Source organism: Collinsella sp. An271 (genome assembly GCF_002159695.1).
Classification (GTDB): Bacteria; Actinomycetota; Coriobacteriia; order Coriobacteriales; family Coriobacteriaceae; genus Collinsella; species Collinsella ihumii.
This window is the reverse complement of record NZ_NFJE01000003.1, coordinates 162,745-179,306: the sequence shown is the minus strand read 5'-3', so window position 1 is coordinate 179,306 and position 16,562 is coordinate 162,745. Positions and strand designations below refer to the sequence as shown.

The following is a 16,562-nucleotide window of genomic DNA, read 5'->3' as shown; positions in this document are numbered from 1 at the left end:
CACAAAAAACGGCGACGAACCCCATCGGTTCGTCGCCGTTTTGCTTGCGTATGGTACTCGCCTCACCTACGCGCGCGGCTCGATGCGCTCGCGGCCTCCCATGTAGGGGCGCAGGACCTCAGGAATCGTGATGGATCCGTCGGGGTTCTGGTAGTTCTCCATGATGGCGGCCATGGTGCGGCCCGTGGGCAGACCGGAACCGTTCAGCGTGTGCACGAAGCGCGTGCCCTTGAAGTGCTCGGGATCGCGGTACTTGATGTTGGCGCGGCGAGCCTGGAAGTCACCGCAGTTCGAGCAGGAGGAGATCTCCTTGTAGCTGTTGTAGCTCGGCAGCCACACCTCGATGTCGTAGGTCTGGCGCGCAGAGAAGCCCAGGTCACCGGTGCACAGGCTAATCACGCGATAGGGCAGCTCGAGCAACTGCAGGATGTGCTCGGCCTCGGCGACCATGGACTCAAGCTCGTCGTCCGACGTCTCGGGCGTGGCGAACTTGACCATCTCGACCTTGGTGAACTGGTGCTGGCGGATGATGCCGCGCGTATCGCGGCCGGCGGAACCGGCCTCCTCGCGGAAGCACGGGGTGCCCGCGGTATACCACAGCGGCAGGTCGGCGGCGTCGAGCACCTCGCCGGCGTGCAGGTTGGTGAGCACGACCTCGGCGGTGGGGATCAGGAACTGGTCGTCGCCCACATGGTAGGCGTCGTCCTCGAACTTGGGCAGCTGGCCCGTGCCGTACATGATCTCGCGGTTGACGACCACCGGCGGGATGAACTCGCGGAAGCCGGCAGCCAGGTGCGTGTTCAAGAAGAAGCTCTCGAGAGCGCGGTCGAGCGTGGCGCCGTCGCCGGCCAGCACCGTGAAGCGACCGCCGGAAAGCTTGGCGCCGCGCTCAAAGTCGAGGATGCCGAGATCCGTGCCCAGATCCCAGTGCGGCTTGGCCTCGAAGCCCTCGGCAGCGAAGTCGCGCGGCGTGCCCCAACGACGGCGCTCGGGGTTCTCGGTCTCGTCCTTGCCCACCGGGGTCGCCTCATACGGCAGGTTGGGCAGGTGCGCCATGAAATCGGTGAGCTGCGCCTCGAGCTCGGAGCGGCGGGCGGCAAGGCCCTCGATCTTCTCGTTGACCTCGCGCACGGCCTCCTTGGCCGCCTCGGCCTCGTCGCGCTTGCCCTCGCGCATGAGCACGCCGATCTTCTTGGACTCAGCGTTGCGCGTGGCCTGCAGCTCCTCCACCTCGGTGATCACCGAGCGGCGCTCGTCGTCGAGCTCGAAAAACTTCTCACGGTCCCACGAGGTCTGGCGATGCGCCATGGCGGTATCGATCGCGTCAGGGTTCTCGCGGACATATTTGATGTCAAGCATGATGCCTCCAGTTGGAACGCGCCCGCCCGAATACTGCACCGATGTGCAATTCAGGTTGGCGTCATGACTGTGCACAGGCAAGTATATACTTGTGTGAGTTTTTTCCGAAGTAAGAAGGCGAGAAGGCATCAGATGGACGCGTTTTTTTCCTTTTTGTTCGGCACGCGCGAAGGCGTAGCCGTGCTGTTCGTGGCAGGTATCCTCATTTTCGGCATCGTGGCCTTCGTGCTCGAGAAGCGCACGCATAAGCTCTATGTCGACCGCGGGCCCAAAGAAGACGGCGACGACGACTTCTGGGGATAGGAAACCGCCCGAACGAAAACGATGGGTAACGAGGCAGCGCCCCCGCGCCGGCAGCACCGGCACGAGGGCGCTGCCTCGTCGTTTTCAACCCGCTACCGGCCTACAGCCCGGGGTACAGCGCATGCGCGGCGAGCAGCTCGTCCACGCGGGCGCGGACGGCGCGCACGACCTCGTCGTCTTGCGCATGGAACACCGTGCGCGCAATCAGAGCGCCGATCTCGTGGAACTCCGCCTCGGTGAAACCGCGCGTCGTGGCTGCCGCGGACCCCACGCGGATACCGCTGGTCACGAACGGAGAGCGCGGCTCCCCGGGAATCGCGTTCTTGTTGACCGTCAGCCCCGCCCGTTCCAGCACGCGCTCCGCGTCTTTTCCCGTCACGTCCGCCGGCGTCAGGTCCACCAGGCACAGATGGTTGTCAGTGCCGCCGGACACCAGGCGCAGCCCGCCCTCGGTGAGCCCCTCTCCCATGGCGGCGCAGTTGGCGACCACGCGGTCGATGTAGTCGGCGAACTCCGGGCGCAGCGCCTCCCCGAACGCCACGGCCTTGCCCGCGACCACGTGCATGAGCGGTCCGCCCTGGGTGCCGGGGAACACCGCCTTGTCGATGGCGCGCGCAAGCTCCTCGTCGTTCGTGAGGATGAACCCTCCGCGCGGCCCGCGCAGCGTCTTGTGGCTCGTCGAGGTCACGACATCCGCGTACGGCACCGGCGACGGATGCGCGCCGGTCGCGACGAGGCCGGCGATGTGCGCCATGTCGATCATGAGGCGAGCGCCGACGCTCTTCGCGATCGCGGCCATGCGCTCGAAGTCGATCGTGCGCGGATAGGCGCTCGCCCCGCCGACGATCAGCGCAGGGCGCTCGGCATGCGCTAGGCGCTCGAGCTCGTCGTAATCGATCGTCTCCGTCTCGAGGTTGAGCCCGTAGGGGACAAACCGATACAGGCTGCCCGAGAAGTTGACCGGGCTTCCATGGGTGAGGTGGCCGCCCTGATCGAGGCTCATGCCGAGCACGGTGTCGCCCGGCTTGATGAGCGCCGTGTACGCCGCTATGTTGGCGTTCGCGCCCGAATGCGGCTGGACGTTGGCGAAGCGGCAGCCGAACAGCTCGCATGCCCGTGAGCGCGCGAGGTCCTCCACGCGATCGACCTGCTCGCAGCCGCCGTAATACCGGCGCCCCGGATAACCCTCCGCGTACTTGTTGGTCAGCACGCTGCCCACCGCTTCCATGACGGCAGGGCTGCAGAAGTTCTCCGATGCGATGAGCTCGATGGAGGTGCGCTGCCGTCCGAGCTCGGCGTCCATCAGGGCCGCGAGTTCGGGATCGGTTGCCTTCAGATGCTCGAGTGCCATGCGTACCTCCTTGTGCCATCGCGTCAGGAGACGCGGGATGCAGAGCAATGTTTTCACCCTACGCCGAGGGGCGTCCATGCGCCAGAGCCAATCGATGGGCGCACCCGAACACTCCGTGCGCGGGACGGCGTTCTCGAAAACCTCTGTTAGACCACCGTGGATACGGGGCGCTTCCGTTCCGGCTCGCAGGGGCCGCAGGTGCCGCCGGATGGGTTAAAACGAACCCGTCCCCAAGCAGCTCACCGCGATGGGTTGGAACGAACCCGTCCCCAAGCAATCCACCCGCCATTCGCACTGACCAAGCGCTTACCATGCTCGCGCGCGCAGCCGGTATATACTTGCATCAGCATCGAACCCGACGGGAAAGCGAGGCGTCCATGAGCCGTCATGATTCCCATATCGACCCGTTCAACGCCGGCGAGCCCGAACTCCCGTGGGAGGCACCCGATGAGGTGCCCGCAGACCAGCTCGACACGGGTCCGCAGAGCGTGGACGGATATCAGAGCCCCGTTAAGCAGCCCGATGCCTACGATGCGCCCGATAAATCCGAATCATCCGCAAAAACCCGAACCAGACCTGCCAAGAGGCGTCCACAGAAGCCGTGGACCAACCAGAGCCCGCGTCCCGAGGAGCCCCGATCCCCTCGCAAGAAGCGCGGATGCGGATGCGGCACCGTCATCCTCATCTTCCTCATCATCGACCTCGTCTTTTTCGGCATCGGCTCCATCCCCATGTGCACCAGCGGGGCCCTGTCGGAGCTGATGGGCGATGATGCGCCGGTGGCATGGGATTCCGAGTTCCTGTCCACCGATGCCGCAGATCCCGATGACCCCACCGATGACGAAGTCGCCGTCGAAGAGCAGGCACGCGCCCTGCTCGAGACCATCGCCGCCCCGGACAGCCGCGCCCGCACGCTCATCATGGAGGACTTCGCCCAGATGTTCCAGCAAACCCTGGGCTACACTCCCTATGACTTCGGCATCGATCCCGGCAGCTATGCCGACTGGGCTCTCACCGACTTCAGCTATACGATCACGGACGTCTACGCTTTCGATGACAGCGGCGATGAAGCGGACGGCTCGGTGTTCTTTGACGCCACGACGCGCGACGCACGCGGCTTTACCGACGAGTTCTATATGCGCGTATTCGACTACCTGCAAGAACAGGGCCTGACCGACAGCACGGTTGTCATGCCCAACGACCAGCAGCGCGCCGAGGTCCAACGGTTATTCAACGAAACGCTCGCCAGCCACGAGCAGGGGCGCACCGAGACAGAGGTCGCCATGCTCGAGTTCACGCGCGAAGGCGATACATGGTAGGTGACCGACGAGAGCTACACGGATACCGCAAGATACCTGTTCTACCTGTATTCGTAACGCTTAACGACGCGCTGCGCGAGGAAATCCGCATATCAGGAACGTGTAAGGGTTGCGCCATCTCCGGGCTGCAGGCCTGGATTCCATATACCGTGAAAGCATCAGATCCGTCGCGATGAAGCCGCCCGTCGATGCTATGGCGCAGCTCGTCATCGACCCAACGACGACGGCATCCTTGAGCATCGAGCGGGCACTCGTGCCAAAAAGGAGGATTGTATGCGCGCGCTTGTTGTGTACTGCTCTCAAACAGGTTCGGCACAGACCTACGCCGATTGGCTCGCCGAGGACCTTGGCTGCCCGTGCGTGCAGCTCGACCGGCTTGACCGTGACGGAGCCGATGCCGACCTGATCGTGCTGTGCACCTGGTTCCACGCCGCCTCGATGAAGGGCTCCAAGCAGTTCAAGGCGTATATGGCCGCCCATCCCGAAAAGCGCTACGGCGTGGTGGGCGTGGGTGCCACGCCCATGCCGTGCGACGAATGGCCCGAAAGCGAGATCGAGGAGGCGTTCCGCCGCTCCTTCCCCGCCGCGGAATATCCCGATCTCCCTTGGTGCTACTGCCAGGGGAATTTTCACTTTGAAAAGCTCGGCGCACTCGACAAGATCGCCATGCGCATCTACTTCCGCATGCTCGAAAGCCAGATCAAGCAGGGCGAGACGCGGCAGGTCACCGCGCTGCAGAGCATGCGCGAGGGTTTCGACGGGTGCGATCGGCGCTATCTGAAGCCGTTCGTCGAACGCCTGAAGAAGCTCTAACCGATGCAAATGGGGGACGTACCTTCCGCGTGCAAAAGTGCAAGCGGAAGGTACGTCCCCCATTTGCATAAGTGCAAGCCGAAGGTACGTCCCCCCATTTGCATCCGTAGGGATGAGGGCGAGCGTCACCTGCGCGAGGCGGCCCGCGACTCCTCGCCGGCGACGCGGGCGATGTGCATGGCGAGATAGCCCACCTCGAGCTCGCTCACCGGCGTGCCCATGAGCCGCTCCATCTCGGCGCACACGGCCTCTGCGGCCCGATAGCTGCTGGGCGCGCTCAGCTTGATGGTCTCGTTCACGTCGATGCTCAGCCGCTCCCCGCGGATGATGCGCGTGACCATGTACTTCACATGCGTCATGAGGCGGTTGTAGTCGTAAGACGACACGTCGATGGCGCTGCCGGTGAGCCGTTCCACCGCGCCGATGCACGCGCGCGTGAGCTGTGCGACCTGTATAGCCTGCTCCACATGGCCGTCATCGAGCGACGAGTGCACGTGCAGGGCGATAAGCCCCACCTCGTCGTCACCCAGCTCCACGCCCATCCGGTCTGCCAGCTCTGCCACGCCTCGCCGCGCCACCTCGAACTCGCGCGGGAACAGCGCGCGGATATCCTCGGTGAGCGGGTTGCTGAGCCCTCCGCCCTCGCGCACGCGCGCCACGGCGAAGGCAAGGTGGTCGGCAAGCGGCAGCAGCATCTTGGGATCCGCCTTGCCGAAGGTGTCGCGCACGTCCTCGTAGATCCCCTCGGCCACGTCGAGCACGACCGGGTCTATCCGAGCGAGCAGGTCGTGCGCGTCACCGCGACCGCCGGCAGCCTGCGACAGCAGGTAGCGCTGCGGCTCCACAGCCCCTCCGAAATCCTCCACGCGCTCGCCCGGCTTGCGCCCGAAGCCGACGCCGCGTCCGACCACCAGGTACTCGCGCGCATCGTCCATGTTGAACGCGAGCAATGCGTTGTGGTTGAGCGGTTTGGTGATGCGGTACATACGGCCGTCTCCTTAGGCGAAGCGCTGGTCAATTCGTTGTCGCGCGCGATGCGCCGACCCCGCCGTCATCCTCAGGCGGCGGCATCCCGGCCGCGCAGCGCACCGGGATGCCGAAGAGCCACGCCCCCTGTTACGCCTCGTAGATATCGACGGCGAGCAGGTCGTCTCCCTGGTTCACGTGACCGAACGCAAGCTGACGGACCTTGTGGCGATCGTCCATGTCGGTGATGAGCACCGGCGTGGAGATGCTGGGGGCGTTCTCGCGGATGTAGTCGAGATCGAACGTCAACAGTGTATCACCGCGCTTGACCTCATCGCCCTGCGCCACGTGCGCCGTGAACGGCTTGCCGCCGAGCTTGACGGTGTCGATGCCCACATGGCACAGCACGCCCGTGCCGTCCGGGAGCTCCAAGCCGACGGCGTGCTTGGTCTCGAACACGAAGGCGACCTTGGCGTCGCAGGGGGCCACGAGCTCGCCGACCGCGGGCACCACGCAGGCGCCGTCGCCCATCATCTTCTCGGCGAACACCGCGTCGGGGCAGGCGGTGAGCGCCAGGGCCTCGCCGGTCAGCGGGCTGCCCAGGGTGATGGTGGCAACCGGCTCGCGCGGGGTCTCGGGCTCGGCGGGGGCATCCTGCTCAGCGGCGGCCGAGGCGTCGGATGCGGAGCTTGCGGGATGTGCGGCCAGGTAGGCCTCGAGGTTCGTCTTGATGACGTTCACCTGCGGGCCGTACACGACCTGCACGCCCTCGCCGCGACGGATGACGCCGGCGGCGCCGGTGCCCTTGAGCACGCCTTCCTGGACCTTGGATCCGTCGTGCACCGTCACGCGCAGGCGCGTGGCGCAGCAGTCGACGTCGCGGATGTTGGCGACACCGCCCAGGCCCGCGGCGATCTGCGCGGAGCGCTCATCATCGGACGAGGCGGCAGGGGCGCCATCGGCGGCGTTACCCTCCTTGCGGGCGTTGTAGTCGGCCTTGGTGTAGAGCTTGGTCTCGGCGTCGCCCTCCTCGCGACCGGGGGTCTTGAAGTCGAACTTCTTGATGAGGAAGGTGAACAGCAGGTAGTACACGGCAAAGAACGCGATGCCCAGCGGGATGATGAGCAGCCAGCTCGTCTTGTCGTTGCCCTGCAGGATACCGAACATGAACAGGTCGAGGAAGCCGCCGGAGAAGGTGAGGCCGACGGTGATGTTGAGCAGGTAGCACAGCATGTAGGCGAGGCCCGCGAACACCGTGGAGATGCCGAAGAGCACGGGCGCCACGAACAGGAACGAGAACTCGAGCGGCTCGGTGATACCGGTGAGCATGGAGGTCAGGGCAGCGGAAAGCAGCAGGCCGCCGACGGCCTTCTTGCGCTCGGGCTTGGCCGCCTGGTACATGGCCAGGGCGGCACCGGGGAAGGCGAAGATGTACAGGACGAACTCGCCGGTGAAGCACCAGGTGCCCGCGGTGGAGAAGTGGGTGACGGTGGGGTCGGCGAGCTGGGCGAAGAAGATGTTCTGGGCGCCGTAGACCATCTGGCCGGCGACCTCCATGGAGCCGCCCACGGCCGTCTGCCAGAACGGCAGGTAGAACACGTGATGCAGGCCGAAGGGAATGAGCAGGCGCTTGATCATGCCGAACAGGAACACGCCCACCGGGCCGGCGCTCGCCACCGCGTAGCCGAGCGCGTTGATGCCCTCCTGCACGGGCTGCCAGACGAAGAACATCGCGATGCCCACGAACGTGAACACCACCGTGGAGATGATGGGCACGAAGCGCGAGCCGCCGAAGAACGACAGCGCCTGGGGCAGCTGGATCTTATAGAACTTGTTGTGCAGCGCAGAGGTGCCGAGGCCCACGATGATGCCGCCGAAGGCGCCCATCTGCAGCGAGGTGATGCCGAGCACGCTCGCGGTGGCGCCGTCGATGAACTGCTCGACCCCGCCGGTGAGGTCGATCATGGCCGAGATGGCCGAATGCATGACGAGGAACGCCACGGCGGCCGAGAGCGCAGCGACCTCCTTCTCGGCGCGGGCCATGCCGATGGCCACGCCCACGGCGAAGATGAGCGGCAGGTTGTCGAAGATGACGCCGCCGCAGGCCGACAGCACCGTGAAGACATCCCATGCGATGGTGCCCGGGCCCATGATGCCCAGCAGGTTGTAGGTCGCAAGCGTCGTCTCGTTGGTGAACGAGCTGCCGAGGCCCATAAGCAGGCCGGCAACGGGTAGGACCGCGATGGGGAGCATGAACGAGCGCCCCACGCGCTGAAGGATTCCGAAGATCTTGTCCTTCATGTGCGCCTCCTTGAGGTCGTGCGCCCTTGCGGGCGCGGGCTTTTCCGGGCGGGCGCCCGGAAGGTTCGTCGCCGGCTCAGGGAGTGCGCGGATGCTGCGGCGTGTCGCGGGCCCGATGCCCGGCTGGTTCTCGGCATGAAAAAAGCACCGACCTGCGACATATCCGCAACGACGCCATGCGCCGCCCATGAGCCGAAGGTTAGTGCCTGCTTGCCAGTTACACGCCTCGTTATGCGATTCGATGCCATTGTGCCGTGCGGACGCGGGCTGCCAAGACCGCCGCCGGCGAGCGGTCGGTTTTTACGGACGAACGGCATGAGCTTTATGAGGGACCTGACGGCGATCTCAGTTTTTGCAAAGTCTGCTTGTCTTTTTTTGCAAAGTAGACTATGCTTTTCTTGCAAAGCAAACTTGACATTTGAAAGAGGTCGCCATGGATATGAACACCGTCGCCGCACTCGCAGCCATCTTCCTGTGCACATGCGGGGCGCTCGCCCGAATCCGAGACGGGCGCCGTCGTGCCTCCGGCACCCGACGCTAGCATGCGAACGCGCATCAAGGAGCTGCGCCGCGCAGCCAAGCTCAGCCAGGCGGAACTCGCCGACGCGGTCGGGACTACGCGCCAGACGATCACATCCATCGAGGTCGGAAAGTACACCGCCTCGCTTCCCCTGGCGTACAAGATCGCCCGGCATTTCGGCCTTTCCATCGAAGAGGTCTTCGATTTCTCCGAGATCGATGAGGAACTGTAAGGAGCAGCACCCATGAATCCGTTCGAAACGCTTCGCCGAAGTCTATCGTTGTTCGATGAACCGGAAGGGGTACCCATGAAACGCACTCTCGAGACCGTGCGCGCCGATGTCCGCCGCCGTCTGCGCCGCGAGACCGCCTCCGCAGCCGTCATCTGCGGCTCCCTGATCGCCCTCGGCGTGCTCAGCGCCAGCGACAGCCTCCCCGCCCTGCACGGCGACATGCGCATCTCGGGGTTCCTCGCCGGCTTTCTGACGGGCCTGTTCGCCGTGGCCGGCGTCATCACTATCCGCCGGATCGTCGACATGCGCCGCGCGCTGCGCGACGACGCCGCGCTGCGCCGGCTCCATGCCAAGGAGCACGATGAGCTGCAAGCGCACATGGAGCGGGAGATCGCCCGGACGTTCATCCAGATCATGCCCGCCCTGGCCGTGGTCGCCATCTTCGCCGGTGCGCTCGTGGGCCTCGAGGCCATGGCCGCCGTCGCCGCGACGCTCGTGTTCCTCTCGCTCGCCCTGCTCGCGGTGAAGCTGTACGTCAAAGCGGGCTACCGCCACGAGGTCGCCGAGGACGCCTAGCGTGCCGTCGTCGGCTTTGCCATCGAGGTGCCAGGGCGGTGCGCGGCCTACACGCCATTTTCAACAAAGCGCACCGTCGAATTATCCCAGTGCCCACGGTAGACCCTGCTCTCGACCCTATCGAGGTTGAGCTGGTACATCCTGAACACGACGGGGATGTCTTTCGGCTGCCATTGCTCCTCATAGGAATATCGGTACCTCATCCCCACGTTGCGCATGACCCCGCCGCTTCTGGGATTGTTCCTATCATGCGTCGCCGTCACAAACGGCATGCCGTCTCGTTTCACCCGCTCGATGACGGCCCGCGCGGCCTCCGTCGCAATTCCCCGATGCCAGAACTCCTTGCGGAGCCCGTAGCCAAGGTCATGGTGCTCCTCCATGGAAACGTTTATGTAACCGATGGGGCACCCGTCTTCCTTCAGGCATATCGCATAGGCATACGCTTGCGGCAGCGCATACAAGGGGACGTATCGCCCCTCATAGAATGCCTTCGTTTCCTCGAGGCTCTCAACGGGGTACCACGGCAAGAACCGGTTGGCCTCCTTATCCCGAAGGATCAGGAACAATGCGTCGAGATCCCGTTCCGTAAATGCGCGCAATACCAGACGCCTGGTCTCCAAGGCGGGCGTATTCATCCACATCTCCCTTAGCCGACACATGCACGCTCATGCTCTTTATCCCATCATAGCGCCGGACCGTTTCGCGCTCTCAGCTTTGGCGAGCCTCTCGCCATGCCCGTCCCCGCCGCAAAGGGCAGCTTGGGGCGCATGGGGACGCGCTCAAAGTCCTCAACAAAACACCAGCTCAGAACCCCTGACAAGAACTCTTGTCAGGGGTTCTGCCGTCAGCCGGGCGCCTGTCGGGAACCTTTGATGGTAAAGTGGGACGCGCCGTGCCACCCTGCGAGGTGAAGGACTGGCACGCGAGGACCCGAAAGGAGGGACATGATGGACACGATGCAGATCGGGGCGCAGATCAAGCGACACCGCGGCGAGCTCGGCCTGTCGCAAGACGGCCTTGCCGCCAAGGTCTACGTCTCGCGCCAGACGATCTCGTCATGGGAGACGGGCAAGACCTATCCCGATGTGCAAAGCCTCCTCATGCTCTCCGAGCTCTTCGGCGTGACCGTCGACGACCTCGTGAAGGGAGACCTGGAAACCATGAACAAGGCCATCGACTCCGACATCATCTTGATGAAGCGCTTGAGCATCGCCATCCTCGGCTTCTTGCTGCTGATGCTCGCATGCCTCATTTGGCTGAGCGTGCAGATGATCGCGTGGGACTGGACCTTTGCGCAGACGATGCCCACCGCCCTGCTCGCGCTTTCCATGTGGGGCATCGCCATGTTCTTCGCCGTCTGGACGGAGCGGATCAAGAAGGACCGAGACCTCATCACCTATCGGGAGATCGAGGACTTCCTGGCGGGCCGCACGGTCGACCGCAGCACAGAGCGCGGCCGGCGCGAGCGCATGATCCCGGGCTGGATGAAGATCGTCCGCACCGTGGGCCTCACGCTGCTCGCAGCCGCTATCGGAGCGTTCTTTGGATACGGCGGCGCGGCGCTTGTGGACCATCTGATGGGATAGGGCGCCGCGACGGATCTTTCGCCTTCTGGCAGGCTGGAGCTCGAACCCATCCGCCTCACGCCTGCGCCACGCTGCGCGCAACCACCGGTTGACACCTCTTGAGGGCCGAGCCGGCCGAAACTCCCTGCAGCCCGGTACAATCGGGATGACCCCGGCCAAGGGAGGCACCTATGAAGGCAGACACGCGCAACGATCGCACGCCGTCCATCGCCTGCGGGCTGGCCGAGCGCCTGGGCGCACGCAGGCGCGAGCGCGGACTCACCCAGGGCCAGGTCGCCGTCCGCCTCGGGATAAGCAGGCAAGCGGTCTCCAAGTGGGAGCACGGGCAGTCCGCCCCGGACCTGGACAACCTTGCCCGCCTAGCCGACCTGTTCGGCTGCACCGTCGATGAGCTGCTGGGAGGCGCCGTTTCCGGCGATGGGCCCGGCGACCGCCACCCGGCGCACCAGCAGGCCCCCGCCATGCAGACGCCCGCCGAGTCCGAGCGCATCGCATCCGACCGCCGCTTCATCGCGGGCGCCACCTTGGGGCGCGGAGCGCTCATAGGGCTCGGGCTCGCCCTCATGCAGCTCGCCCACGACCCCTCGCCGCGGCAGGACGCGGGGCCGCTCGCATGCGCCTACCTCGTCTTCATCCTGCTCTGCGCCATCGGGCTGTCCGTCTGCAACCTTCGCTACACGAAGCGCGGCGGCCCGAAGCGAATCATCCTGTTCGACCTCGCCGCCATCCTGATGGTCTCCATCGTGCCGCATGCGCTCGGGGGAGCTCCGGCGGTACTCGCCGCCTGCGGCATCATCGCTCTGGCGCTCACGGTCTGTGCGTCCAGCATATACCGCTGGTGGCTGCTCTATCAGCGCGTATGGAACCCCGTCGAGGATCTCCGCGATCCCTGGGGGCGATCTGCGCACTAGGGAAACGCTGATCGAAGGGCTTCGAGCCCCACGGAGCACCGCGGACGGGCGAGACGGTACGCTATAGGCACGCCGCCCCGTCGAAAGTACGCTATGGGCACGTTTTTCGCCCGAAAGCGTGCCCATAGCGTACCGTGGATGGGTCGACGTGCCATATGCGTACCGTCGATCCGGACGGGCCCCGGGATGCGCGGCACGGAGCGATCGGGGACAGGGCGCTTCGACCGGCGTTTGCCCCATGCGGTTTGCGGCGGGATAATCGTATCGACCGCACCCGCTATCCAAAGGAGCCCCGTGCACGTTCGCGTCGAACCATACTCCCCCGCTTGGGCAGCGCAGTTCAAGGCCGAGGCGGCACGCGTCGCCCGTGCGCTGGGCGACGCCCTCCTCGAGGTCCATCACATCGGCAGCACCTCGGTGCCGGGGCTTGCCGCCAAACCCGTCATCGACATGATGCCCGTCGTGCGCGACCTCGCCTCGGCTGACGCGCGGCGCGAAAGCCTGGAGGCCCTCGGCTACGAGTGGTGCGGGGAGCTCGGCATCCCCGGCAGGCGCTACCTGCGCAGGTCATCCCCCTCCGACTCAGACCTCCGCCTGTTCCAACTGCACGTCTTCTCGCAGGACAGCGTCGACGACATCCGACGCCATCTGGCGGTGCGCGACTACCTGCGCACCCATGCGGACGCCGCCCGCGCGTACGGCGCGCTCAAGGGACGGCTCGCACGGCGCTTCCCCGAGGACATCGACGCCTACGGCGACGGGAAGGACGACTTCGTGCAGCATCTGCAGCATGACGCCGTCGCCTGGATGGCCGGGCGCGTCCAGTCGCTTCCCGTCATCGCCCTGCGCGATCGGCCGGATCTGATCGAGTGCGCCGCCGAGTGGTTCTCGTCGATATGGGGCGTCGCGACAGAGGATTACCGCACAAGCATGCGCGCATGCGTGCAGGGACGGACCGCGATTCCCCAGTGGTACATCGTGTGCGACAACAGGCGGATCGCGGCGGGCGCGGGCGTGATCGACAACGACTTCCACGAACGCCGCGACCTCGCCCCCAATGTCTGCGCGGTCTATGTGCAGCCCGAATATCGCCGTCTGGGCGTGGCGAGGCGGCTGCTCGATGCCGTCTGCCATGACATGGCGCGCCGAGGCGTGCCGCACCTGTACCTGCTCACCGACCACGATAGCTTCTACGAGCGCCTGGGCTGGCAGTTCGTAGGCATGGTGCGCGACGATGACGGAGAGCTCGGGCGCATGTACGCGCGCCGGATGCCCGACGGGTGCGCGGAATAGCCGCTTTTGCGAACCGAGAGACGACGTAAGAAGGAGGAGCCATGGAGCGCCGTGACGACGAGCTGGAACGCTTCTTTGCGCGCGACCCGCTCATGCTGCCGATCTACCGCGTCCTCGAGGACCGCATTTTGGAAGAGATCGGCGCCGACGTGCTCATACGCGTGCAGGAGACGCAGATCACCTTCTCGGACCGTCGCGTCTTCGGCTGCGCGTCGCTTCCCATCCGGCGCAAGCGCGACTGGCCCCGTCACTGCCTCATGGTGACCTTCGGGCTCGCGCACCGCGTGGACGCGCCGCGCATCGCGGTGGCGACGGAGCCCTACCCCAACCGGTGGACGCACCATGTGCTCGTCGAGCGCCCGGACGAGATCGACGACGAGCTCATGGCCTGGATGCGGGAGGCGCACGCCTTCGCGCTGAGCAAGGGAGGCGCCGGCAGACCATCCGCGTGATCAGCGCCGAGAGACCGCGCCCACCCCAAACCCCACCACGACCTTTCCTGGAGGGAACATGCCGACATTCACAGAGGACACCGTGATCAAAACCGGAGCGGCGACCAGCGACGAGCTACTGTGCGAGGCCGCCGGGCTGCGCTGGCTCGCCGAGGCCGAGGCGGATGGCGGCATTCGGTGCGCCCGCGTCCTCTCGGCATCGCGCCGTCAGCTGGTGGAGGAGCGCATCCGCACCGGCGCGCCCTCGCGCGCGGCCGCCCGGAGCATCGGCGCCGCGCTCGCCCGCACGCATGCCGTCGGCGCCCCGTGGTGGGGCTGCCCGCCTGCGGGATGCCCCGAGGGCGCTGCGGGCATCGGCCGCGCGGCGACGCCCTACGTCCCGCGCGATGAGGCGCCGTCCTCATGGGGCGCGTTTTTCGCAACCTATCGCATCCGCTACTACGTACGGATGCTCCGTGACGACGGGTCCTTCGGCCCGCGCGAGACGGACCTCCTCGAACGCGTGGCGTCCCGCGTGGAGCGCGGAGATTTCGACGCCGAGCAGCCCGCGCTCGTGCGGGAGTCGGGCGCGGTCTGCGCGCGGCTGCACGGGGACCTGTGGGCGGGCAACGTCTTGTACCTGGCCGATCAGACCGAGCCGAGCGGCGGCGCGCTGATCGACCCCATGGCATACGGGGGACACGCCGAGACCGACCTGGCGATGCTCCAGCTGTTCGGCTATCCGTACCTCGACGACGTGATCGCCGGCTACGACGAGGCCTCGCCGTTGGCCGACGGCTGGCAAGAGCGCGTGGGCGTGCACCAGCTGGCACCCCTGCTGCTGCACTGCGTGCTCTTCGGAGGCGGCTATATCGGCGAGACCATCGCCGTCGCCCGCCGCTACGCGTGAAGGCGTAACATCCTCTGCCTTGCTGCCACGCCGGTTTGCTATACTCGGAGCGTCGGCTGAGCGAAACATGGGGTTTCGCAGCGCGTGTGGCGGCGCCATCGGCTCGACGGAAAGAAGGCTGAACATTGCGGATTCGCTAGACACACTCATCTGAACGCACGCGTATCGTCGCTCATCCAAGGAGTATGTCTATGCAGCTTTCGCTCACCGGCGTCACCTTCGCCTACCCTTCCGCCCAAGAACCCATTCTCAACAACGTCACCGTCGCGTTCCCTGTCGGCTGGACCGGCCTTCTCGGCGACAACGGGTGCGGCAAATCCACCCTCGCGCGCATCGCCTGCGGGCAGCTGCAGCCCGATGCGGGATCGGTCACGCGCGGACTGGTCAGCATCATGTGCGCGCAGGAGGTCGACGAGATGCCCGACGGGCTGTACGACTTCGCGGCGGACTACGGTCGCGACGCGCGCGAGCTGCGCCGCATCTTCCGCATCGAGGACGACATGCCTTGGCGCATCGACGAGCTCTCCTTCGGCGAGCGCAAGAAGCTCCAGATCGCTGTCGCCTTGTGGCAGCGCCCCGACGTGCTCGTCGCCGACGAGCCCACCAACCATCTGGACGCAGACGCTCGCTCCCAGCTCGCCGACGCGCTTCGGCGCTTCCGCGGCATCGGAATCCTTGTTTCGCACGACCGCGACCTGCTGGACGACCTGGTGGACCGCTGCGTATCGTTCGAGGCGGGCGGCTCTCTCGTCGTGCGGCCGGGCGGATACACGGCGGCACACGGCCAAGCCGAGCTGGAGCGGACCTCCGCCCTGCACGAACGCGCCGCCGCCAAGGAGCACCTGGCGAGGCTCACCGCCGAGCAGGAGCGTCGGGCACACGAGGCCGCACGCGCCGACGCGCGCCGCAGCAAGCGCCGAATCGACCCCAAGGACAAGTCCGCGAAGGCAAAGATCGACCTCGCCATCTACACCGGCCAAGACGGGGCGGCGGGAAAATCCGCGGTGCAGATGAACGCGCAGGTCGACGCCGCCCGCAAGCGGGTCGCGGCCGCATATGTGCACAAACGCTACGACGGCGACCTGTGGGTGGACGCGCAGCCGAGCCGCCGCAAGACGGTGCTGCACATCCCGGCATCGCGCATTCCCTGCGGGCCGGCCGAGCTCTCGATCCCCGAGCTGTTCGTGGGGAACACCGACCACGTGGGCATCGTCGGGCCGAACGGCGCCGGCAAGTCAACCCTGCTTGCGCATCTGCGCCGCCTGCTGGCCGACGACCTGCCCGTGCTCGATATCCCGCAGGAAGTCGAGCCCGACGAACGGGAGCGTCTGGTCGCACGCATCGCCGCGCTCTCTCCCGCCGAGCGCGGGCAGGTGCTCTCGACCGTCGCGCAGCTCAACTCAGATCCCGATCGCATCCTGGAAGGCGGCCGCACGAGCCCCGGGGAGCTGCGCAAGCTCATGCTCGCCGAGGGGCTGCTACGCCGCCCGGTCCTCATCATCATGGACGAGCCCACCAACCATCTGGACCTGCATTCCACCGAGGCGCTGGAGCGGGCGCTTGCCGGATATCCGGGAGCGCTGCTGCTGGTGAGCCATGACCGAACTTTCTTGCGAGCCTGCACCTCGAGCGTCTGGGACGTCCGCGACGGACGGGTCTCGCCCCATGCATAACGTGCCCGGGCGCCGATC

At 66.0% G+C, this 16,562-nt stretch carries 16 protein-coding genes; 11 read left to right on the top strand and 5 right to left on the bottom strand.

Features of this window, described 5'->3' with window-relative positions; all coding sequences use genetic code 11:
- Positions 1–66 precede the first annotated feature (66 nt).
- Positions 67–1,359: a serine--tRNA ligase gene (gene serS / locus B5F74_RS03905; RefSeq protein ID WP_087200178.1), complete on the bottom strand. Its 1,293-nt coding sequence runs from the start codon at positions 1,357–1,359 to the stop codon at positions 67–69.
- A 132-nt stretch (positions 1,360–1,491) separates the two neighbouring features.
- Here serS and B5F74_RS12520 point away from each other — a divergent pair, with 132 nt between their 5' ends.
- Positions 1,492–1,662 carry a DUF6724 family protein gene (locus B5F74_RS12520; RefSeq protein WP_187119094.1) on the top strand — a complete coding sequence of 57 codons (171 nt, stop codon included), beginning with the start codon at positions 1,492–1,494 and terminating at the stop codon, positions 1,660–1,662.
- A 100-nt stretch (positions 1,663–1,762) separates the two neighbouring features.
- Here B5F74_RS12520 and glyA read toward each other — a convergent pair whose 3' ends face one another.
- Complete coding sequence (glyA, locus tag B5F74_RS03900) at positions 1,763–3,013, bottom strand: serine hydroxymethyltransferase (protein ID WP_087200175.1); 1,251 nt, start codon at positions 3,011–3,013, stop codon at positions 1,763–1,765.
- Positions 3,014–3,390: 377 nt separating this feature from the next.
- Between glyA and B5F74_RS03895 the strand changes: the two genes are divergently transcribed.
- A complete protein-coding gene (locus B5F74_RS03895) occupies positions 3,391–4,332 on the top strand; it encodes a hypothetical protein (protein ID WP_087200173.1) in 942 nt (313 codons plus the stop codon).
- A gap of 273 nt (positions 4,333–4,605) precedes the next feature.
- A complete protein-coding gene (locus B5F74_RS03890) occupies positions 4,606–5,145 on the top strand; it encodes a hypothetical protein (protein ID WP_066828851.1) in 540 nt (179 codons plus the stop codon).
- Positions 5,146–5,270: 125 nt separating this feature from the next.
- On the opposite strand, the gene B5F74_RS03885 is transcribed toward B5F74_RS03890, so the two are convergent.
- Positions 5,271–6,131 (bottom strand): PRD domain-containing protein, encoded by an 861-nt coding sequence (locus B5F74_RS03885; RefSeq protein WP_087200171.1) that lies wholly within the window; start codon positions 6,129–6,131, stop codon positions 5,271–5,273.
- A gap of 130 nt (positions 6,132–6,261) precedes the next feature.
- On the bottom strand, positions 6,262–8,412 hold the full coding sequence (locus tag B5F74_RS03880) for a PTS transporter subunit IIABC (RefSeq protein ID WP_087200170.1): 2,151 nt from the start codon (positions 8,410–8,412) through the stop codon (positions 6,262–6,264).
- A gap of 542 nt (positions 8,413–8,954) precedes the next feature.
- Between B5F74_RS03880 and B5F74_RS03875 the strand changes: the two genes are divergently transcribed.
- Positions 8,955–9,164 carry a helix-turn-helix transcriptional regulator gene (locus tag B5F74_RS03875; protein ID WP_066828856.1) on the top strand — a complete coding sequence of 70 codons (210 nt, stop codon included), beginning with the start codon at positions 8,955–8,957 and terminating at the stop codon, positions 9,162–9,164.
- 75 nt (positions 9,165–9,239) lie between these two features.
- The gene (locus tag B5F74_RS03870; protein ID WP_087200168.1) at positions 9,240–9,740 is read left to right on the top strand and encodes a hypothetical protein; all 501 of its coding nucleotides are present in this window, start codon (positions 9,240–9,242) and stop codon (positions 9,738–9,740) included.
- 47 nt (positions 9,741–9,787) lie between these two features.
- Here B5F74_RS03870 and B5F74_RS03865 read toward each other — a convergent pair whose 3' ends face one another.
- The gene (locus B5F74_RS03865; RefSeq protein WP_087200166.1) at positions 9,788–10,375 is read right to left on the bottom strand and encodes a GNAT family N-acetyltransferase; all 588 of its coding nucleotides are present in this window, start codon (positions 10,373–10,375) and stop codon (positions 9,788–9,790) included.
- Between the two features lie 309 nt (positions 10,376–10,684).
- Here B5F74_RS03865 and B5F74_RS03860 point away from each other — a divergent pair, with 309 nt between their 5' ends.
- From B5F74_RS03860 to B5F74_RS03830, 6 genes are all read left to right on the top strand, one after another.
- On the top strand, positions 10,685–11,326 hold the full coding sequence (locus B5F74_RS03860; protein ID WP_239283340.1) for a helix-turn-helix transcriptional regulator: 642 nt from the start codon (positions 10,685–10,687) through the stop codon (positions 11,324–11,326).
- A gap of 170 nt (positions 11,327–11,496) precedes the next feature.
- A complete protein-coding gene (locus tag B5F74_RS12515; protein ID WP_087200165.1) occupies positions 11,497–12,237 on the top strand; it encodes a helix-turn-helix transcriptional regulator in 741 nt (246 codons plus the stop codon).
- Between the two features lie 294 nt (positions 12,238–12,531).
- Positions 12,532–13,530: a GNAT family N-acetyltransferase gene (locus tag B5F74_RS12510; protein ID WP_204212438.1), complete on the top strand. Its 999-nt coding sequence runs from the start codon at positions 12,532–12,534 to the stop codon at positions 13,528–13,530.
- A 41-nt stretch (positions 13,531–13,571) separates the two neighbouring features.
- Complete coding sequence (locus B5F74_RS03840; protein ID WP_087200163.1) at positions 13,572–13,982, top strand: DUF5655 domain-containing protein; 411 nt, start codon at positions 13,572–13,574, stop codon at positions 13,980–13,982.
- 58 nt (positions 13,983–14,040) lie between these two features.
- Positions 14,041–14,871, top strand: coding sequence for a fructosamine kinase family protein (locus B5F74_RS03835; protein WP_087200161.1), 831 nt, complete (start codon positions 14,041–14,043; stop codon positions 14,869–14,871).
- Between the two features lie 191 nt (positions 14,872–15,062).
- Positions 15,063–16,544, top strand: coding sequence for an ATP-binding cassette domain-containing protein (locus tag B5F74_RS03830; RefSeq protein WP_087200160.1), 1,482 nt, complete (start codon positions 15,063–15,065; stop codon positions 16,542–16,544).
- The last annotated feature ends 18 nt before the right edge of the window (positions 16,545–16,562 follow it).